Annotated in this window: 16 protein-coding genes; 12 read left to right on the plus strand and 4 right to left on the minus strand. The window is 63.1% G+C overall.

Annotation, left to right across the window (positions count from 1 at the left end; translation table 11 throughout):
- Positions 1-36 precede the first annotated feature (36 nt).
- A complete protein-coding gene (locus tag DWU98_RS01370; RefSeq protein WP_115493679.1) occupies positions 37-903 on the minus strand; it encodes an energy transducer TonB in 867 nt (288 codons plus the stop codon).
- Positions 900-1,868 carry a glutathione synthase gene (gene gshB / locus DWU98_RS01375; RefSeq protein ID WP_115493680.1) on the minus strand — a complete coding sequence of 323 codons (969 nt, stop codon included), beginning with the start codon at positions 1,866-1,868 and terminating at the stop codon, positions 900-902. The genes DWU98_RS01370 and gshB overlap by 4 nt, the downstream gene beginning before the upstream one ends.
- 423 nt (positions 1,869-2,291) lie before the next feature.
- Here gshB and pilG point away from each other — a divergent pair, with 423 nt between their 5' ends.
- From pilG to DWU98_RS01410, 7 genes are all read left to right on the plus strand, one after another.
- The gene (gene pilG / locus DWU98_RS01380) at positions 2,292-2,651 is read left to right on the plus strand and encodes a twitching motility response regulator PilG (protein WP_188795642.1); all 360 of its coding nucleotides are present in this window, start codon (positions 2,292-2,294) and stop codon (positions 2,649-2,651) included.
- A gap of 32 nt (positions 2,652-2,683) precedes the next feature.
- Positions 2,684-3,055: a response regulator gene (locus tag DWU98_RS01385; protein ID WP_115493682.1), complete on the plus strand. Its 372-nt coding sequence runs from the start codon at positions 2,684-2,686 to the stop codon at positions 3,053-3,055.
- A complete protein-coding gene (locus DWU98_RS01390; RefSeq protein WP_115493683.1) occupies positions 3,055-3,600 on the plus strand; it encodes a chemotaxis protein CheW in 546 nt (181 codons plus the stop codon). The genes DWU98_RS01385 and DWU98_RS01390 overlap by 1 nt, the downstream gene beginning before the upstream one ends.
- Before the next feature lie 136 nt (positions 3,601-3,736).
- Positions 3,737-5,770 (plus strand): methyl-accepting chemotaxis protein, encoded by a 2,034-nt coding sequence (locus tag DWU98_RS01395; RefSeq protein WP_115493684.1) that lies wholly within the window; start codon positions 3,737-3,739, stop codon positions 5,768-5,770.
- A 98-nt stretch (positions 5,771-5,868) separates the two neighbouring features.
- Positions 5,869-11,787, plus strand: a complete 5,919-nt coding sequence (locus tag DWU98_RS01400; protein WP_115493685.1) for an Hpt domain-containing protein — start codon at positions 5,869-5,871, stop codon at positions 11,785-11,787.
- Positions 11,788-11,856: 69 nt separating this feature from the next.
- Positions 11,857-13,551 carry a chemotaxis protein CheB gene (locus tag DWU98_RS01405; RefSeq protein ID WP_115493686.1) on the plus strand — a complete coding sequence of 565 codons (1,695 nt, stop codon included), beginning with the start codon at positions 11,857-11,859 and terminating at the stop codon, positions 13,549-13,551.
- Between the two features lie 16 nt (positions 13,552-13,567).
- Positions 13,568-14,044: a chemotaxis protein CheW gene (locus DWU98_RS01410; protein ID WP_115493687.1), complete on the plus strand. Its 477-nt coding sequence runs from the start codon at positions 13,568-13,570 to the stop codon at positions 14,042-14,044.
- Between the two features lie 139 nt (positions 14,045-14,183).
- On the opposite strand, the gene DWU98_RS01415 is transcribed toward DWU98_RS01410, so the two are convergent.
- The gene (locus DWU98_RS01415; protein WP_115493688.1) at positions 14,184-14,918 is read right to left on the minus strand and encodes a 16S rRNA (uracil(1498)-N(3))-methyltransferase; all 735 of its coding nucleotides are present in this window, start codon (positions 14,916-14,918) and stop codon (positions 14,184-14,186) included.
- A gap of 164 nt (positions 14,919-15,082) precedes the next feature.
- Here DWU98_RS01415 and DWU98_RS01420 point away from each other — a divergent pair, with 164 nt between their 5' ends.
- Positions 15,083-15,403, plus strand: coding sequence for a hypothetical protein (locus DWU98_RS01420; protein ID WP_230474612.1), 321 nt, complete (start codon positions 15,083-15,085; stop codon positions 15,401-15,403).
- 39 nt (positions 15,404-15,442) lie between these two features.
- Here DWU98_RS01420 and DWU98_RS01425 read toward each other — a convergent pair whose 3' ends face one another.
- Positions 15,443-16,849: an adenosylmethionine--8-amino-7-oxononanoate transaminase gene (locus DWU98_RS01425; protein ID WP_425480212.1), complete on the minus strand. Its 1,407-nt coding sequence runs from the start codon at positions 16,847-16,849 to the stop codon at positions 15,443-15,445.
- Between the two features lie 110 nt (positions 16,850-16,959).
- Between DWU98_RS01425 and DWU98_RS01430 the strand changes: the two genes are divergently transcribed.
- From DWU98_RS01430 to cysQ, 4 genes are read left to right on the plus strand one after another with little or no spacing between them, the layout of a single operon-like run.
- A complete protein-coding gene (locus tag DWU98_RS01430) occupies positions 16,960-17,730 on the plus strand; it encodes a type II secretion system protein N (protein WP_147293173.1) in 771 nt (256 codons plus the stop codon).
- A complete protein-coding gene (locus DWU98_RS01435) occupies positions 17,727-18,512 on the plus strand; it encodes an inositol monophosphatase family protein (RefSeq protein WP_115494134.1) in 786 nt (261 codons plus the stop codon). The genes DWU98_RS01430 and DWU98_RS01435 overlap by 4 nt, the downstream gene beginning before the upstream one ends.
- A gap of 45 nt (positions 18,513-18,557) precedes the next feature.
- Positions 18,558-19,124 carry an ADP compounds hydrolase NudE gene (gene nudE, locus DWU98_RS01440; protein ID WP_115493690.1) on the plus strand — a complete coding sequence of 189 codons (567 nt, stop codon included), beginning with the start codon at positions 18,558-18,560 and terminating at the stop codon, positions 19,122-19,124.
- Entirely contained in the window at positions 19,108-19,929 is an 822-nt protein-coding gene (cysQ, locus tag DWU98_RS01445; RefSeq protein WP_268990227.1) for a 3'(2'),5'-bisphosphate nucleotidase CysQ, read from the plus strand. The genes nudE and cysQ overlap by 17 nt, the downstream gene beginning before the upstream one ends.
- The last annotated feature ends 16 nt before the right edge of the window (positions 19,930-19,945 follow it).

Raw genomic sequence — 19,945 nt, forward strand, 5'->3', positions numbered from 1 at the left:
ACCGGCGTTGCCGGGCGAGAGTGTACGCCCGTCCGCTCACCGTGTTTTCAACACGTCGCCCGGCTGGAACTGCCAGGTGCGCGTGATGTAAAGGATGTCGACTTTTTCCTTGCTATCGGGTGGCAGCGGCGGAAACGGTGCACAAAGTTTCACGATTGCGATCGCTGCTTTATCGATCACGCTGTAGCCGGAGCTTTGCGTAACGTCGATGCTGTGTACGCCGCCGTCGCGGTCGAGACCCACGGTGAGAATCACATCGCCATGCAGGTGTTGCTCGCGCGCCATTTCCGGGTAGTTGAGATTGCCCACGCGCTCGATGCGATCCACCCAGCCGCGCATGTACGCGGCATAGGCATATTCCTTGGTGCTTGCCGAAATGAACTTCTTGTGCGGACGCTTGGCGTAGGCCCGGCTTTGCTGGCGCACCTCGGCAGCGAGCTGTGCAGCCTGTTGTTCGATGCGCGCTTCGCTGTCATTGGCGGTGTCCGGCGTATCGCGCGCATCCTTGGCGGTGTCGCTGTTCACGCTGAAACTGGCCTGCCCGGTGGTGGTGAGCATGCGCTGGTCGGTAGCTTGTTGCGGCGCTGGTGTTGCCGCCGTGACCGGTTGCGGCGCCGTACCTTGGCTAGGTACGGGAAGAAGGCCTGAGAAGGGTTGCGATGGACGGCTCGACTTGTCGCTGTCGCCGCCGCCCTTGTTGTTGGCCTGGGCCAGGAAATCGGCTTTGTCCGGCGCTTCGCTGTTGGCAACATTCACCAGGGTGACATCGAGCGTGGGCAACGCAGGGCGCGTCGCGACGTAGCCGATGCCGATACCGAACAGCAGCAGGCCGTGCACCAGCAGGGAAAAAATGAAAGTGGCCCCGATTTTGTTGTCGCCGGGGCGTTGGACTACGGCATTCACGCGAGGGTTGACCTACTCTCAAGAGCGTCAAACAGCATTCCCGCGATATTAAGCCCGAACTGCTTGTCCAGTTCGCGTGCGCACGTCGGCGATGTGACGTTGATCTCGGTCAGGTAGTCGCCAATGACATCCAGGCCGACGAAACGCAGTCCGCGGCGGCGCAGTTCCGGGCCGATTTCCGCGGCGATCCAGCGATCATGGTCGGACAGCGGCACGCCTTCGCCGCGTCCGCCAGCGGCGAGGTTGCCGCGGAATTCGTCACCCTGCGGAATGCGGGCCAGCGCATAGGGCACCGGCTCGCCGTCGATCATCAGGATGCGCTTGTCGCCCGCGTTGATCTGGGGGATGAACTTCTGCGCCATGGCGAACTGACGACCTTGACCGTGCGCATCACCGCCAAGCAGCGTTTCCAGCATCGAATTGAGATTTTTGTCGCCTGATTGCACGCGGAAGATGCCGCGCCCACCCATGCCGTCCAGCGGCTTGAGCACGGCATCGCCATGTTCGGCGACGAAGTGGCGCAATTGGGCCGGATCGCGCGCCACCAGGGTCGGCGCCATGCATTGGGGGAAGTGCAGGGCGAACACCTTTTCGTTGCAATCGCGCAGGGCACGCGGGTCGTTCACCACCTGCACGCCAGCGCGCTGGGCTACATCCATCACCAGGGTGTCGTAGAGAAACTGCGCATCGACCGGTGGATCCTTGCGCAGGAGCACCGCGTCCAGCTCGCGCAAGTCGGTCCAGCGCGCCTCGCCCAGGGTGTACCAGCCGGACGGATCGTCCTTCACGCTGAGGGAGCGCAGCCGCGCCCACGGCACGCCGTCGCGCAGGGCCAGGTCGCCCTGTTCCATGTAGTAGAGCTGATGTCCTCGCCGTGCGGCTTCCAGCAGCAGGGCGAAGGTGGTGTCCTTGGCGATCTTGATACTGCCGATGGGGTCCATCAGCACGGCGACCGAACGGGGCATGGCGGTTCTGCAGAGGCGATGTGGCGGGGCGTGCATGTTGGCTGAGGGGGCACGGAAGGCACAAGGGGCAGGGGACGCCGGCGATGGCTGCAGGCACAGAAGCAGGCACACACCCGGGTGGTCGCCACCTGGTCCAGGGCCTCAGGAGCCCAAGTCCTTCACATTCGTCATTGCCAATTTCGCGATAAGCACCCCGTCCCAAACGATTTTTTCTTGACGGAAGGCCATCTTAGGCAGTAAACAGCAACGGCGGAGTGCCTGACGAAGAATCGGGCACCTGAGATGGTTTGAGCAGGATTTTTCATTCGCGTTAGGTGGCGGCGATTTCCGTTCACCAAATGTTGTACCTGAGCCTGGGGCAGGCAGCAGGGGGGTTAAGTGAACTTGAATGTAGGTACGAACGGCCTAGCGGGTCTGAAGGTCATGGTTATCGATGACTCAAAGACCATCCGCCGCACGGCAGAGACCTTGCTGAAGAAAGAAGGCTGCGAGGTGCTCACTGCTGTCGACGGCTTCGAGGCGCTGGCCAAGATCTCCGACCAGAAACCGGCCATCATCTTCGTGGACATCATGATGCCGCGGCTGGACGGCTACCAGACGTGCGCGCTGATCAAGAATAATCCGCAGTTCCGTTCGACGCCGGTGATTATGCTGAGCTCGAAGGACGGGTTGTTCGACAAGGCGCGCGGCCGCATCGTCGGCGCGGAGCAATACCTCACCAAACCGTTCACGCGTGATGAACTGCTTGGTGCCATCCACCGTCATGTCGCCAGCACGGTTTGAGGCTCGTGAAGATCAGCTCTAAAGGGGGAGCCGTGGCTAATATCCTCATCATCGACGATTCGCCGACCGACGTGCGCGTGTTCACCACGCTGCTCGAACGCGCCGGTCATCGCGTCGATGCTGTCAACAACGCCGAAGACGGGATCGAGCGCGTGCGTGCCACGCGCCCGGATCTCGTGATCATGGACGTCATCATGCCCGGCATGAATGGCTTCCAGGCGACGCGCACGTTAACGCGCGATCCAGCGACCGCCGGCGTTCCGATCGTCATCATCACCACCAAGTCGATGGAAACCGATCGCGTGTGGGGCATGCGTCAGGGCGCCAAGGCCTTCATCACCAAACCGGTGAACGAGAAGGAACTGTTGGCGTGCATCGACGAGCTGCTGCCGAAGGCAGCCTGATGAACGCGACCGCCGCCCACTCGCCGTTCGAAGTCCTGGCCCGTTACGAGCGGCTTTCGCTCGCACACGCGTCAGGCACGCAGGAACGTTTCGAAGCACCGGGTCTGTGGCGCGGTATCGGCTACCGCGCGGGCAGCCGATTGTTCGTGAGCGCTATCGACGAAATCAATGAACTGCTCGCGGTCCCGCCGCTGACGCCGGTGCCCGGTACCAAGCCGTGGCTGCTGGGCGTGGCCAACGTGCGCGGCAACCTGATGCCCGTGGTGGATATGGCGCGCTTCCTGTTCAGTGAGCGCACGCAGCATTCCGAACGCGCGCGCCTGCTGGTGGTGCGCCAGGGCGCCGGCAACGTGGCGTTGCTGGTGGACGAAGTGTTCGGTCAGCGCACGGTGGATTCAGAGCAACGTCGTGACGCCGAGCACGAAGACGATCCGCGCCTGGCCCGTTTCGTCGAGGATCGCGTGGATGTGGACGGACAGCGGCTGGCATTGTTCAGCATGGGCAGGTTGGTGCGTGCCCCGGATTTTCGCCAGGCAGCCGCGTGATTGGCGCGATGAATGGCAACAAATTTGCTTCACGATAATTATGAAAGTTATAGCAAGCCCCGGTCCTTCGCCCAAACCCTCCTTGAGAGTGGTCAGGGGGACAGGGTCGTGGTGAGTAGACGGATGAGGTGAAGATATGAGCACTACAGGGGGCGTCGGCAAGGAACGGGGATATACCATCCTTATCGTCTTGCTGGTGGTATCGATCGGCTTCGCGGCGGTCGACTTCGTTCTACTCAACCTCAAGAACGGTGAAGACCGTCAGGCGAGCGCGCTCACCACGCAGATTCAGGTGCTTTCGCAGCAGACGGCCAAGTACGCGCTGGAGGCCTCCGGCGGTAACTCCGATTCGTTCGCTGAGTTGGAAAACGCGCGCGACGCGATCGATTCGTCGGTGCAGCGCCTGGTCAAAGGCGATGCCAAGACCGGCATGAAGCCCTATGCCGACAAGAACGTCACGCCGACCGGCCGTTCCGTCAGCAAGCTGGCCGATGCCTGGAGCCAGCTCGATGGCGACATCGGCAAGATCCTGTCCAACAAGGCGGTGGTGCTCGATTCCTCGCAGCGCGCCGACGACCTTTCCAAGCAATTGCCGCTGCTCAACTCCAACATGGAGCAGGTGGTCAACATCCTGCAGCAGCGCAAGGGCAGTAGCGCCGACGAAATGCTTGGCGCCTCCCGTCAGATGCTGCTGGCCGACCGTATCATCCGTCGCGTGCAGGAGGTGCTGCAGGGCGGCGACTCGGCGCAAGCATCCGCCGACGGTCTGTCGCGCGATGCGCAGAGCTACGGCGAAGTGTTGCAAGGCCTGCTGCAAGGTAACCAGAGCATGGGCGTGCAGCAGTTGGGTGATGCCAATGCGCGCAAGATCCTCTCGGAAATGCAGGGCGACTGGCAAAAGCTGAGCGATCCGGTTTCCAAGCTCGTTGCTGCTGCCAACAACCTCGCCGAAGTGAAGAGCGCCGGCAACCAGGCCTCGCTGGACTCGCAGAACGTGCTGCTGCGCGCGAACGACTTGTCCGAGCAGATCGGCTTGTTGCCCGTGCGTCGTTTGTTCCCGAACGTCTGGTGGGGCGTGATCGGCGCGGGCGGCGCCGTGGCTTTTGCGATCTTGCTGGTTATCCAACTCGTCGGCGACCAGCGCCGCCGCTTCCGCGAGAGTACCGAGCTCAACCAGCGCAACCAGGAGGCGATCATGCGCCTGCTGGACGAAATGGGTTCGCTCGCCGAAGGTGACCTGACGGTAAAAACCACCGTGTCCGAAGACATCACGGGCGCGATCGCCGACTCGGTGAACTACGCTATCGACGAATTGCGCACCCTGGTGACGACGATCAACGAAACCTCCGAGCAGGTATCGTCCTCCGCCCAGGAAACGCAGACCACCGCACGCCACCTGGCCGACGCCGCGAAAGCCCAGGCGCATCGCATCAGTACGGCGACCACCGCGATCAACCAGATCGCCAGCTCGATGGACGACGTGTCCAAGAACTCCGCCGAGTCGGCCGATGTGGCCGAGCGCTCGGTGCAAATTGCCTCGCGAGGTGCCGAAGTGGTGCGTGAAACGATCTCGGGCATGGACTCGATCCGCGACCAGATCCAGGAAACGTCCAAGCGTATTAAGCGACTGGGCGAATCCTCGCAGGAAATCGGCTCCATCGTGGAACTGATTAACGACATTGCCGAGCAGACCAACATCCTCGCCTTGAATGCCGCTATCCAGGCGGCGTCGGCGGGTGAAGCGGGCCGCGGTTTTGCGGTGGTGGCGGACGAAGTGCAGCGCCTCGCGGAACGCTCCGCGAGTGCTACGAAACGTATCGAAACGCTGGTGCAGACGATTCAGTCCGATACCAACGAAGCGGTGAACTCGATGGAGCAGACCACCGCCGAAGTGGTGGCCGGTGCCCGCAAAGCCGAGGACGCCGGTAGCGCACTGGGCGACATCGAGCGCGTATCGCACGATTTGTCCGCACTGATTCAGAACATCTCCGCCGCGGCGCGTCAGCAGTCGATCGCTGCAACGGATATTTCGCAATCCATGAACGCGATTCAGGAAATCACTTCGCAGACGTCGCAAGGCGCAAGCCAGACGGCCGAATCGATTGGTTACCTGGCACAGCTGGCAAGTGACTTGCGCCGCTCGGTGGCGCACTTCAAGTTGCCGGGGTAAGCCACGTTGGCACTGGACCGGGTTTTATCAGGCATTCACAAGAGGGCAACCTCGACGGTTGTGTCGATGCGCAAAAGCGCAGCCGCTGAGGGGGGCGCATGAGACTTCAAGACCACATCGATTTCACCACGCTGCAGTGGGTCAAGCCTGAGCTTGACGAAACGCTTGCGCTCGCCCGACAAGCGCTGGAGTCCTACGTGGACAACCCCGGCGAACGCGACGTCATGCGCCAGTGCGCCGACAACCTGCACCAGGTGCAGGGTACTTTGCGCATGGTGGAGCTCTACGGCGCGGCCATGGTTGCCGAAGAGATGGAAACGCTCGCCATCTCCCTGCTCGAAGACCACGTACACAACCGCGAAGATGCTTACGCCGCGCTGATGCGCGGCTTGATGCAACTGCCCGATTATCTTGAACGCCTTTCCAGCGGTCACCGCGACGTACCGGTGGTATTGCTGCCGCTGCTCAATGAGCTGCGCGCCAGCCGCGAACAAGAAGCGCTGAGCGAATCGGCGCTGTTCACACCCAACCTCGAAGCCTCACTGCCGCCGCAGGCACCGGTCGCAAACGCCGACAGCGATGCGCAGCAACGCAAGGCCGAGATCGGCGAATTGCGCCTGCGTTTCCAACAACAGCTGTTGGCCTGGTTCCGCGGACAAGGCAGCGCGCAGCAGCTTTCAGGTATGCGCAGCACGCTCAACGCGATCGCAGCACGTTGCGCCACCGTTCCCGGTCGGCGCCTGTGGTGGATCGCGGCCGCGGTGCTTGAAGGTCTCGATCACGGCATGCTCAAGAGCCATGCCGCCGACGTGCGCCAGTTGATCGGTAAGGTCGATCGCAGCATTCGTCAGTTGATCGAGCAAGGTGAAGACGCGCTGCAAGGCAGCGACGCCGACGATCTTGCGCGCAAGCTGCTGTACATCGTGGCGCAATCCAAACAGCGCAGCCCGCAGATGGCACTGCTCGCGCAGACGTACAACCTCGACAACCTGATGCCCGATGCCACCGAGCTGGAACATGCACGCGGCTCAATGGCCGGCCACAACCGTGCATTGCTCGATTCGGTGGCCCGCGCGCTGAAGGACGATCTGCTGCGCGTGAAGGAAGCGCTGGATCTGTTCCTGCGCCAGAGCGATGCCGATCCGGCACAGCTTGGTGCGCAGGCCGAACTGCTCGAGCGCGTGGGCGATACGCTGGGCATGCTCGCGCTGAACGTGCCACGCCGCGTTGTGAACGAACAGAGGCGTGTATTGGAAGAGGTGGCCAACCGCCTGCGCAGCCCCGATGAGGAGTCGCTGCTCGACGTGGCTGGCGCGTTGCTTTACGTTGAAGCATCGCTGGACGATCACATCGAAAGCCTCGGCGCAGAACAGCAGCCGAGCGAAGATCAATCAGTCAGCATGATGCCGCGCAGCGAGGCGCGGCACATCCTCGCCACATTGATGAGCGAGGCCGTGGGAAACACCGGCAAGGTGAAGAACGGCATCGTCGCCTTCGTCGAATCGGGCTGGCAACACGAACAGCTCGATGGACTGCCCGCGCAGATGGACGAAGTGTCCGGCGCGTTGCGCATGCTTTCTTCACCACGCGCGGCACAGATCGCCGAAGGCGTGGGCCGTTTCATCGGCAACGAGCTGTGCGTGGACAAGCGCATTCCCAGCAGCGCGCAAATGGATCAGCTCGCCGACGCGCTCGCCGCGCTGGAGTATTACCTGGAGGCCGCGCGCGAACATCGCGGTGGGCTCGAACACGTATTGGATGTCGCCGAACACAGCCTGGGCGGATTGGGTTACTGGCCGCCGCCGCTGGCCAAAGCCGCGCCGGAGACCGTGCGCGAAGCAGCACCAGTGGCGACACCCGCTCCGTCGCTCAGCGAGCCGGTTTCGCTTGCGGAAGGGGAAGACGCCACTGCGCTGTTCATCGGCAGCAGCGAAACACCCGCGCCGATCGGGCACGACATCACCGGCCTGCATCTGGTCGAAACCCAATCGCATGTGTATGTGCCGGCCGTTGCCGATGAAGACGGCGACTGGATGGAAATCGACGAGGAAATCGAAGAACAGGTTTCCGGCATCGATCCACTGGCCGCCACGGCTGGCTTCCAGGCCAGCACGGAAGGCATCGACGACGATATCCGCGAGATCTTCCTGGAGGAAATGCAGGAAGAGATCAGCAACCTGCGCCACGCACAGCAGGTCTGGATGACCGATCCGACGCAGCTCGGCGAGCTGATGTCGATCCGTCGTTCGTTCCACACACTCAAGGGTTCCGGCCGTCTGGTCGGCGCCAGCGTGCTGGGTGAATTTGCCTGGCGCGTGGAGAACATGCTCAATCGCGTGCTGGACGGCACCGTCCCGCCGCATGACGGCGTGCAGGTGCTGGTCGGCCACGCCATTGAAGCCTTGCCGCAGTTGCGCGCCATGCTGCTGGACGGCACCGTTCCCACCGCACCACTCAGCGCCATCATGCACGCCGCCGACCAGCTTGCTGCGGGCGAGCAGGCTGCTATGGAGCAGTTCGTTTCCATGGGCACGCAGACCGTGCGCCGCGTTGTGCGTCGCCGCGTACCGCGCATATTGGCCGATGCCATTCCGGTAGCCACCCATACCGAGCATTCCGTCGCTGCCGCGCAGCCTGTCGAACCACCGGCACCTGTCGTCGAGGTGATCGATGCGCCGGTGCTGCCGCCGGTCGATCCGGTCTTGTTGGAAATCCTGCGCAGCGAAGTGGCGCAATACCTGCAGACCATCCGCAACACCGTCACCTTCGCCGAAGGCGAACTGCCGGTCGACGATGGCTTGCTGCGCGCCGTGCACACCTTGCACGGTGCCATCGCGATGGTCGACATCCCGCTGCTGATCCAACTGCTGTCGCCGCTGGAAAGCTTGCTCAAGCGCCTGCGCGCAGGCGGCCAGCCGCTCTCGCTGGAAGGCATCCGCCTGCTGCAACAAAGCGCGGATGTCGTGGACGAAGTGATGGCGCAGTTCGATGCGCCGCACCCGCACCTGCCGGATGCAGCCGGACTGATCGCGCGCCTTACTGAATTGCGCGATCACCAACCCGAGCCGCAGATGGCGCACGTGGTGTTCGAGCCGCATACCGTCGAGCCGATCCCATTCGAGCCGATCGAACCGACGACACATGCCGAGCCCGCAGCCGTCGAGCATGCGGAACCAGCGCGTGCGAGCGAGGAGGTGTCCACGGAAGAGCCGGCCGATTACACCGCCGAACTGCTTGACGCCCTCGATGCCGAAGAACTGGGTAACGTCGAGCCGGTGATTCATCATCACGTGCTTGAGCCCAGCGACGAGGACGAGGAATTCGCCGAACTGCTGGCCAGCCTCGAAGCGCTCGACCCCGAACAGGCGATCGTCGAAGCGACCGAGACCCCTGCATCGATCGAACACCATCTCGATATCGGCCACGAAGCGGCCAACGAGCTGATCGAGCAACTGCACGACGCCTTGGCGGAACAAGCCCCGCAAGTCCAGGAGCTGGTGCAAGCACCGGCCGCCGAGATACCGCATCACGAAGAACCGGTTGCGCCAGTCGAAGCCGCACCGGAACCCGAGCCGGTGATTGATGAGCCTGCTGATGAACCGGTCGTTGCTGAGCCAGTGGTCGAACATCGGCCGGTCGAACGCGTACCGGCCGGCGAGCTGCTTAGTTTTAGCCACGTCGATCAGGACTTGCTGGAAATCTTCAGCGAAGAAGCGCGCGAAATTCTCGACGAAGCCGACAGCACGCTGGCGCAGTGGCATGCGGAACCGACCGAGGTTTCGCACATGGCCGGTCTGCTCCGCGCGTTGCACACCCTCAAGGGTGGTGCGCGTATCGCTGGCGTCGCGCCGGTGGGCGACCTTACGCATGCGATTGAAAGTTTGCTCGAACGCTCGCACAACATCGATCCGCACCGCACCGCACCGCTGATCGACACGCTCGAAGCTGCGTTTGACGAATTGCATGGCCTGGTGCAGCGCGTATCGCAAGGCAAGGCCATCGCCTATCCGCATAGCATGATCGAGCGGCTGCAGGGCGGTACGCAGGAGGCGCAGGCATCGATTGCCGAAGCCACGCCCGCGATACCCGTCGCGCCCATCGAGCTGCCCTCGCTGCTACCCATCGAAGACGAACTGCTGCATGAAGATGCAGCGCGTACCGCGCAGGAACAGATCCGCGTCCGCGCCGAACTGCTCGATAGCCTGGTGAACCACGCCGGCGAGGTGGCTATCTACCGCTCGCGCCTGGAGCAGCAGGTATCGGCCTACCGCTTCAACCTGGTGGAACTGGAGCAGACCGTAGCGCGTCTGCGCAGCCAGCTGCGCATGCTGGAAATCGAAACCGAAGCGCAGATCATCGCGCGCTTCCAGCGCGAACACCGCGAAGCAGGCATCGCGGTGTTCGATCCCTTGGAACTGGACCGCTTCTCGCAATTGCAACAGTACTCGCGCGCACTGGCCGAATCGGTGTCGGACTTGGTCTCCATCCAGGGCATGCTGGACGAACTTACCCGTCAGGCCGAAACGCTGCTGATCCAGCAGTCGCGCGTAAGTTCGGAACTGCAAGAAGGCTTGCTGCGCACGCGCATGCTGCCGTTCGACACCATGGTGCCGAACCTGCGTCGCACGCTGCGTCAGGCCGCACAGGAAGAAAACAAAAAAGCGCAGCTGTACGTGGAAGGTGCGCACGGCGAAATGGATCGCAACCTGCTCGACCGCATCAAGGCGCCGTTCGAGCACATGCTGCGCAATGCCGTGGCGCACGGTATCGAAACGCCGAAAGAACGTCATAAGGCGGGCAAGCCCGACGAAGGCGCGGTGCGTATCCGTGTAACGCGCGAAGCGACCGAGGTAGTGGTTCGCGTCAGCGACGACGGTCGCGGCCTGGACCGCGAAGCGATCCGCAAGCGCGCGATCGAACGCGGCTTGGTGCGCTCGGAAACGCGCTTGTCCGACGACCAATTGCTCGCACTGATCACGCAAACCGGCTTCTCCACCGCCAGCACCGTCACCCAGCTCGCCGGTCGCGGCGTGGGCATGGACGTGGTGGCCAGCGAGATCAAGTCGTTGGGCGGCTCGCTTGCCATCGAATCGCGCCAGGGCGAAGGCACCACGTTCGTGCTGCGCCTGCCATTCACCCTGGCGGTCACGCAGGCGATTCTGGTGCGCATTGGTGAATCCAGCTTCGCCATTCCGATGACCTCGGTGCAAGGTGTGGCGCGTATCAGCCCGGATGAACTGGCCCAGCGTCTGGCCGAGGACAATCCGCAGTTCGACTACAACGGCGAGGATTACTCCATCCACGACCTGGCCGGGTTGCTCGGCCTGGTGCCGGGTATCAGCGATGACGAGCAGTTGCCGCTGCTGCTCACCCGCTCAGGTGAGTTGCGTGCAGCCATCCGCGTGGATGCGGTGATCGGCTCGCGCGAAATCGTGGTGAAGTCGGTTGGCCCGCAAGTGAGCTCGGTGCCCGGCATTCTCGGCGCCACCATCATGGGCGACGGCTCGGTGCTGGTCATTCTCGACCTCGCTCCGCTGGTGCGCCACGGTCTGGCCCGTCGCGAACAACGTCTGGCCGAAGGTCTCGATCACGCCACCACTGCACCGATGATCGAAGAGCTGCGCGTGCGTCCGCTGGTCATGGTGGTGGACGATTCCATCACCATGCGCAAAGTCACCGGCCGCGTCCTCGAACGCCACGAGTACGAAGTGGAAACCGCGAAGGATGGCTTGGACGCGCTGGAAAAACTGCACGAGCGTGTGCCTGACCTGGTGCTGCTCGATATCGAAATGCCCCGCATGGATGGCTACGAGCTCGCCACGCAGATGAAAGCCGATCCGCGCCTGCGCCGGGTACCGATCATCATGATCACCTCGCGTACCGGCGAAAAGCATCGCCAGCGTGCGTTCGATATCGGTGTGGACCGGTATCTGGGTAAGCCTTATCAAGAGGCCGAATTGCTGGCGCAGATCAACGAGGTAATGGAGCAGCGCGCACAGGAGTCTGTGAATGAGTAACCGCGTGTCCGCCTATGTCACGCATGCGGCGTCGGGTGGATCTGCCCGGCTTTCGAGGGTGTCGGCAATATGAAGGCAGCTTCAGAGGTTACCGCGGTTGCGCTGCTGTTCGACGATGTTGAGCTGGGTGGTCATTTGCGCAGCGCACTCTCCGAGCACGGTGCCCGGATTGCGCACGAAGGTCCCGTAAACAGCTTCGATGCAGACAAACTGCGGCAAGCCGGCGTCGACGTGCTGGTCGTGAACCTGGATGAATCGGTCGACGATGCCGCGCTGGACCGCATCTACGAACTGGCCGGTTCGGGCGATATTCCGGTGGTCTTCAACGACGCGCAGGCCAGTGGCGGCCTGGGTGGCTGGGATCGTGCGCGCTGGGCGCGTCACCTGGCCGCCAAGGCGCTCAGCACGGAAGACATCGATCCGCCGCGCCCCGACAACGCCCGAGTGGTGGATGCGCCGCTTGTGCCGATCGAGCCCGAAGAAGCCGCACAACAGCCGGAACCTATCGCAGCACCGTCTGCCGATGAGCCGCGGGAAACCGAAGAGGCCCACGTCACCGCGGAAACCTCCGAAACGCTGGCCGCCGAACTGGAAGCCTTGCTGGCGTCCGACGAGCCATCGGACGTCCAGGAGAACGAATTCGGTTCGGGCCTCAAATACAACGCGCACGATGAACTGCCGTCGTTGCATGACGGCAATTTCGGCTGGAACGATCACGACAGTGAGCCCGCACCGCACGAGGAGGCGCCCGTCGAAGCAGCGCCACCGTCGCCGTCGCACGCCGAGCTGCTTGTCGAAGCAACGTTACCGTCGCCATCGCGCGCCGAGCCGCCGCCGTTCAACATCAATCTGGATCACCTCTCGCTCGCATCGTTCGAAGAAGAAGTGACACCTCCGGTGCTGGAAAAGGCGACGCTCGCGCAGCAGACGCCCACACCCGTTGCGCCGGAATGGGGCTTCGTGGAAGAAGACTCGCTCGCGGTCTCCCAGTCACCTGGCAGCAAAGAGCCGTTCGGCGTGGAAAAGATGAGCGCCGCGGATTACCTGGCACCGGATGTCGAACATCTCGAAGGCGCTGAATCATTCATCGAGCCCGGCATGAGCTTGGAGCTGGAGTCGATCGAGCAAGCCATCGCGCCCAGAGAAGAGTATCAGCCGCACGAGACGCACCTCACCGAGCTGAGCAGCGTGCTCACGCGCATACTTGTGCTTGGCGCTGCAAGTGACGGCGGCGACTCGCTCATCGCGTTCCTCGCTGCGCTGCCCGACGATTTCAAACTGCCTATATTGCTGGCGCAGCATCATGGCCCGCTTTCGCCAGATCAATTGGCGGCATCGCTGACGGCGCGTTGTGCATTGCCGATCAAAGTCGCTGCCCCCGGCTTGCGCGCCCGCAACGGCGAAGTAGTGGTAGCACCGCGTGGTCAGCAGGTGCGCATTACGCGCGATGGACGTGTGGAATTGCAGGTCGCTGCCGACGATGCCAGCGGGCAGTCGCCTTCCATCGACAGCAGTTTCACCATGGCCGCGAGCGTATTCGGTCGCGATGCGTTGGCGATCGTATTTGCGGGCCAAGCCACCGATGCGGTGGCCGGTGCGCAAGCCATTCATGATCGTGGCGGGCAGGTATGGGTGGAAGCCTCATCCAGCGATCACTACACCGATATGGTCAATGGCGTGCTGGCCGAACATCTGGCGAGCTTTTCCGGGTCGCCGCTGGAGCTCGCCGAGCACCTGGCCGATACGCTGTTCCATTCCGCCTGAAGATTAGAGGATTTCCATGAGCGAGCAGCCATTACCCCGCGAAATCCGCTGCGTGCTGGTGCCGGTCGGCAACCTGCGCATGCTGCTGCCCAACGCCACCGTGGCCGAAGTGATCACCTTCTCCGCGCCCGAACCCGTCCCCGGTGCGCCTGAGTGGTTGCTCGGCCGTATTGCCTGGCGCGGCTGGCGCGTGCCCTTGGTGTCGTTCACCAAGCTGGCCGGCGCCGAAGAGGGCGATGCGGAGCTGAGCGTGCGCGTGGCCGTGCTCAAGGCGCTCGGCGATAACCCGGACGTACCTTTCGTCGCGGTCGTTACGCAGGGCTTCCCGCGCCTGACCACGCTCAATGCCGAGCTGATCATTCCCACCCACGACGGCAAGCCTTTGCCGCGCGGTGTCAAAGCGCAGGTGCTGGTACGCGACGACATCGCGGTGATACCGGACCTGGAAGGCATCGAAATGGAAGTGACTGAGCTGCTGCGGCAGGCGAGCTGAGCTTTTCTCTTTCGGGCTACCGTCAAGCTGAAATGTAACCCAGTGTCATTCCGGCGAAGGTGCCGGAATGACACCGAGGTAGGGGCACGTGTTGAGGTGGGATGTGCCATCCGCCCAAACACCCTCCAAGACCATGGGGTCAGAAATCGCCGTGCAGCGCCTGCAGGGCCGCCAGCGCCGCCAGCCCCGCCGTTTCCGTACGCAGAATCCGCGGGCCTAGGCGCAGCCCTTGAAAACCAGCTTCACGCAACGAGGCGGTATCACGCTCACCCAAGCCGCCTTCCGGCCCCACCACCAGCAACGCGCCGGTGGCACCCAGGCGCACATCGCGCGCCCGTAACGTTCCTTCTGGGAGCAAGGCCAGGCGCTGCGTATCGCTGTCCGCCAGGCCATCCAGCCAGGTCTGCAACGGTTGCGCGGGCATCACGTGCGCAATCCGCACGCGGCCGCTTTGTTCGCACGCGCTGGCGGCCACCGCCTGCCAATGCTGCAAGCGTTTTTCCGCGCGCGCAGCATCCAGTTTCACCTCCGAGCGTTCCGTAAAGAGCGGCACGATGCGCGCAACGCCCAGTTCGGTGGCTTTCTGCACGATCAGGTCCATCTTTTCGCCGCGCGCAACAGCTTGCGCCAGGGTGAGCTGGAGCGGGGATTCGTTCGCAATTTCCTCGCGGCTGTCGATCCGGATGATCACATCGCGCTTGCCCACGCTCGTAAGCGTTGCGCGGTAGTCGTAACCGTCGCCGTTGAATACCGTGAGCGCGTCGCCCGCATTCATGCGCAGCACGCGCGCCACATGTTCGGCGGCTTGCGCAGGCAACGCCAGGTCCATAGCGAGCGCCAGGGGTTGATCGATGTGAATGCGGGTCGTGCGCATGAGCGTTCGAAGGAAGCCGGTTGTTCAGGGTACCGCCGATGTGTATTCAGCCATCTGAACACAAGCGTTGTCCATGGGGCTTGCGATGGAGCGGGTGGCGTATCAGCATGGTCTAACCCCGTAAGGCTCGCCGTTTCCCCACGCTGCGAGCGAGGAGGTTTTCCATGTCCAGACTGCTTCTTTCCGCCGCCCTGTTGACGCTTGGGTTTGCAACACCGCTATGGGCGCAGAACCAGAATGCGCCCATGAGCGGTACATCGCCCACCGCCCCCACGGCCAACCATTCGCCGATCAAGCCGGGTGATCGCAACTGCATACGCGATACGGGCAGCCTGATTCCTGCCAAGAAAGGCGAGTGTCTGCCAGTGACAGGGCGCTCCTATAGCAAGAGCGATATAGATGCCACAGGGGCCCGGACCTTAGGTCCAGCGCTGAGAGACCTTGATCCCGCGATTACCTTGCACGGTAACCAAGCCGGCAATTAGTGCGGTTTTCGGGTCTGCGAAAAGGAACGGGCTGAGCAGTCAGTCGTCCTTGACGGCGCGCGCTATGCCCGTGACGGCCACATCCACGAGATGGTCGATCTCACTTTCGCCCACCACGTAAGGCGGCATGACGTAGATCACGTTGCCCAATGGACGCAGCAGCGCGCCGTGTTCCAGTCCGTGCAGATAGACGCGCAGGCCGCGTCGTTCTTCGGCAGGAAAATCGCGCCGCGTGGCCTTGTCGGCTACCAGCTCAACGGCGGCGATCATGCCTCGTTGACGCACGTCAGCAACGTTCGGATGGTCGCGTAGCGATGCAAGCCGTTTAGCCAGATGTGCCGACAACATGCGGTTGCGTTCGAGCACTGGCTCATCACGAAAAATCGCCAGCGTTTCCAGCGCGGCGCGACATGCCAGCGGGTTGCCGGTGTAGCTGTGCGAATGCAGGAACGCCTTGCCCGCGTTGTATTCCGCGTAAAACGCATCATAGACATGTTGCGTCGTCAGCACCGCCGAAAGGGGCAGCGTACCACCCGTCAGTCCCTTGGACAGGCACATGAAATCCGGTGCGACGTGCGCCTGCTCACACGCGAACAGCGTACCGGTGCGCCCAAAGCCCACGGCGATTTCGTCAGCGATGAAATGTACGCCGTAGTGATCGCACAATGCGCGCAGCCCGGTGAGATAGCTGGGGTGATGCATGCGCATGCCGCCTGCGCATTGCACCAGCGGTTCCACGATCACCGCGCACGTTTCGTGCGCATGGCGCTCCAGCAAAATGCGCATGGCTTCCAGGCGACGCGTGGCGACCTGCTCCGGCGATTCACCGGGTTCGGCCTCATATGCATCCGGCGAGGGCGCGAGAATGGGCGTGAGCAGCAGTGGTGCGTAGGTCTTGCGATACAGCGCCACATCGCTGACCGACAACGCGCCGAGCGTTTCGCCGTGATAGCTGCCTGTGAGTGCGATAAAGCGAGTCTTCTCACCATGCCCCTGGTTGAGCCAATAGTGAAAGCTCATCTTGAGCGCCACTTCGACCGCTGCCGAGCCGTTGTCGGCAAAAAAGACCTTCTCCAGGCCCGGCGGCGTGATCTGGACCAACTGCTCGGCCAGCTCGATCGCCACCGGATGCGTGAAGCCGGCAAAGATCACGTGTTCCAGTGTCCTGGCCTGCTCGGCCAGCGCGGCGGCGATGCGCGGGTTGGCGTGGCCGAACAGATTGGTCCACCAGGAGCTGATCCCATCCAGGTAGCGGCGCCCCTGCGCGTCGATCAGCCAGGGACCTTCGCCGCGCACGATCGGCACCATGGGTACGTGCTGGTGATCGTGCATCTGCGTGCAGGGGTGCCAGATATGGCGCAGGTCGCGCTGGGCGAGGGCGGCGTTCGCATCGAGCTGATCGGTCATCGGGCTATGATCGGGGTAGCGGCGGTGCTGCTCAAGCATTGACACCACGGGTTTTTCGCTGAAGACCGGTGTCCGCGCCGCATTTCTAGGCGTTTTGCAGGGCGCGAACGCGCGCCTGGGCGCTTTTTTGTATCCCGTTGGAGTGGGTAGTGAAACGATGGTTTGCCGCATTAGTGATCGCGATATTGGTCCTGGCCGCGCTGGTTTGGTTCATGCCGGCGCGGTGGGCCTTGCCCTGGCTGCAAGCGCAGCTACGTGGCGTGCGCGTGGAAGGCGTGAGCGGCACGGTATGGGAGGGGCGGGCGGAGCAGGTGTCCATCGCGGGCGGCCCGCAGCTCGGCAGCCTTGCATGGACGCTCTCGCATCGCGCCCTGCTGGGTCAGATCCGGGCTCACGTGGACCTGCGCCAGCCGCAGTTGCGCTTGCAGGGGCAGCTAGAGCGTGCCTCGTCCACGCAGATCGACCTCAGTGACGTGACCCTGACGATGGCTATGAGCATGCTCGGCCCGCAACCCTTGCTGCGCGGGCAGCCGCAAGGTCAGCTCGATCTGCAGGCTCCGCAGGTGCAACTGCAAGGCTATTGGCCGATGCAGCTCGATGCGGCCGGTACCTGGTCCCATGCCGTGATGCGCACGCCTGCGGGCCATGTGCCGCTGGGCACGTTACGGCTGGCGGTGACCGGTCAGGCGGGGGTGCTGCACGCCACGCTCAGCGACGACGGCACCGGAGCCGTACAGACGGCTGGACGGCTATCTCTCAGTCCGCTGGGTTGGGATCTGGACCTGCGCCTGGTCCCGCGCCGCGATGATCCGGTGGTGCGGCCGTGGCTCGAGAGCCTGGGCAAGCCCGCAGCGGACGGCACGCTCGAACTCCGCTATCGTGGCGGTTTGGCGCAATGGAATACGACCCGAACATCATGAACGACCAGCCATGGGAGGCGGCACTGAACGCCGCGCGCGAAGCTGCAGAAGCCGCCGGTGAAGTAATTCGGCATTACTGGCGTCGCGGCGTGGAGGTGGAAATCAAGTCCGACGCCACGCCCGTCACGGTGGCAGACCGCGAAGCAGAGCAGGCGATACGTAACATCCTCGCCTCGGCGCTGCCGGGTGCGGCGATCTATGGCGAGGAATTTGGCCTGGACGACGATCATGCCGAACGGCTCTGGCTGGTCGATCCACTCGACGGCACCAAGAGCTTCGTGCGTCGCACGCCTTTTTTCTCCACCCAGATCGCGCTGATGCACAAGGGCGAACTGGTGTTGGGCGTGTCGAGTGCGCCGATCTATGGCGAAACGATGTGGGCGAGTCTCGGTGGTGGTACGTGGTTCAACGGCGAGCGTGTTCGCGTCGCACCCACGTTCGATATGGCGCAGGCGTCGCTTTCCATCGGCAACGTCAAGACGCTTACTGCCGATGCGCGCTGGCAGGTGTTGGGCGCGATGATCCGCGACAGCAACCGCATTCGCGGTTATGGCGATTTTTGTCACTATCACCTGCTTGCACGTGGCGCCCTGGACCTGGTGATCGAGTCGGATGTGAACATCCTCGACGTGGCCGCGCTGGCGGTGATAGTGCGCGAAGCGGGCGGCGTGTTCACGGATCTGGAGGGCAAGTCGTTGAATCTCGATACACGCAGCGTGCTGGCCGGAACGCCCGCCATCCACGCGCAGGCGCTGCAGCGTTTTGCGATGGCCAACGCGTAGCCCGGTTCCCTGTTCCCCGTACCCCGTTCTCCTTACAATTCCGATATGCCACCTCGCTACCCTATCATCCATGCGACGCGCGACCTCGACTCCAGCCGGTTTCTCCGCGCCGAGCAGGTGGATCTGGAGTTTTCCAACGGTCAGCGGCGCACTTTCGAACGCTTGAAGGGCCATGGCCTGGGCGCGGTGATCATCGTGCCGATGCTCGATGACGAAACCGTGTTGCTGGTGCGCGAATACGGCGCCGGCGTGGATCGCTACGAACTGGGGCTGCCAAAGGGCCGTCTCGACAAGGATGAAACCGTGGAGCAGGGCGCCGACCGCGAGCTGAAGGAAGAAGTCGGCTACGGCGCACGCAAGCTCAAGATCCTGCACAACCTCTCGCTGTCGCCTTCCTACATGACGCACATGGCGCACGTGGTGCTGGCGCAGGATCTCTACCCCGAGCGCCTGGAGGGTGATGAGCCCGAGCCGCTCGAAGTGGTGCCCTGGAAACTTTCCGAACTGCACAACCTGGTCTCGCGGGACGATGTCACCGAAGGCCGCTCCATTGCCGCGCTTTTCCTTGCGCGCGAATACCTTGCCGGACGCCTGCGTGACCCACACACCTGATCATCCACTCCTGCTCGACATCGGCTTGCTGGCACGCCGCGCGGGCGACGCCATCATGGCCATTTACCGCGAAGACTTCGATGTCGAAATGAAGTCCGATCATTCACCCCTGACCGCCGCCGATCTGGCCGCGCAGAAGGTTATCGTCGCGGGCCTTGCGGAGCTCGATCCCGTGCTGCCCGTGGTGTCGGAGGAAGCAAGCCAGCTTCCGTGGCAGGAGCGCCACGCATGGTCGCGTTACTGGCTGGTCGATCCGCTGGATGGCACGCGCGAATTCGTCAAGCGCAATGGCGAATTCACCGTCAACATCGCGCTTATTGAAAACGGCAAGCCGGTGCTGGGCGTGGTGCTCGCGCCTGTCACCGAGGAATTGTTCGCAGCCGCGCGCGGATACGGCGCGTGGTGGCAAGTTCAACGCGATGCAGAGTGGGAGCGCATTTCCACGCGCGAGCTTGCCAATCCGCCGGTCGCTGCCGGCAGTCGCTCGCATGGCGGTTCGTCAGAACTCACGCTGCGCCGTTTGCTGGGTGAGGAATTCCAGTTGCATGCGCTGGGTTCGTCGCTGAAGTTCTGCCTGATCGCACGCGGTTCGGCCGATGTTTATCTGCGCCGCGGCCCTACCAGCGAGTGGGACACCGCCGCCGCGCAATGCGTACTGGAAGAGGCCGGTGGCGCAGTGCTCGATCTCAACGGTGTACCGCTGCACTACAACCGTGGCGAATCGTTGCTCAATCCGGAATTCCTCGCCGTGGGCGACGCGGGTATCGACTGGGCCGCACGCCTGCGTGAAGCGGGATTGCCGTGACATTTCCCACCTCGTC

This window comes from Dyella monticola (assembly GCF_003363155.1).
In the GTDB taxonomy this organism is placed as follows: domain Bacteria; phylum Pseudomonadota; class Gammaproteobacteria; order Xanthomonadales; family Rhodanobacteraceae; genus Dyella_B; species Dyella_B monticola.

Coding starts and splice junctions, on each gene's coding strand:
- gshB (WP_115493680.1), bottom strand. CDS start 1,868: ATGCCCCGTTCGGTCGCCGTGCTGATGGACCCCATCGGCAGTATCAAG.
- pilG (WP_188795642.1), top strand. CDS start 2,292: ATGGTTATCGATGACTCAAAGACCATCCGCCGCACGGCAGAGACCTTG.
- DWU98_RS01390 (WP_115493683.1), top strand. CDS start 3,055: ATGAACGCGACCGCCGCCCACTCGCCGTTCGAAGTCCTGGCCCGTTAC.
- DWU98_RS01395 (WP_115493684.1), top strand. CDS start 3,737: ATGAGCACTACAGGGGGCGTCGGCAAGGAACGGGGATATACCATCCTT.
- DWU98_RS01400 (WP_115493685.1), top strand. CDS start 5,869: ATGAGACTTCAAGACCACATCGATTTCACCACGCTGCAGTGGGTCAAG.
- DWU98_RS01405 (WP_115493686.1), top strand. CDS start 11,857: ATGAAGGCAGCTTCAGAGGTTACCGCGGTTGCGCTGCTGTTCGACGAT.
- DWU98_RS01410 (WP_115493687.1), top strand. CDS start 13,568: ATGAGCGAGCAGCCATTACCCCGCGAAATCCGCTGCGTGCTGGTGCCG.
- DWU98_RS01415 (WP_115493688.1), bottom strand. CDS start 14,918: ATGCGCACGACCCGCATTCACATCGATCAACCCCTGGCGCTCGCTATG.
- DWU98_RS01420 (WP_230474612.1), top strand. CDS start 15,083: ATGTCCAGACTGCTTCTTTCCGCCGCCCTGTTGACGCTTGGGTTTGCA.
- DWU98_RS01425 (WP_425480212.1), bottom strand. CDS start 16,849: ATGCTTGAGCAGCACCGCCGCTACCCCGATCATAGCCCGATGACCGAT.
- DWU98_RS01435 (WP_115494134.1), top strand. CDS start 17,727: ATGAACGACCAGCCATGGGAGGCGGCACTGAACGCCGCGCGCGAAGCT.
- nudE (WP_115493690.1), top strand. CDS start 18,558: ATGCCACCTCGCTACCCTATCATCCATGCGACGCGCGACCTCGACTCC.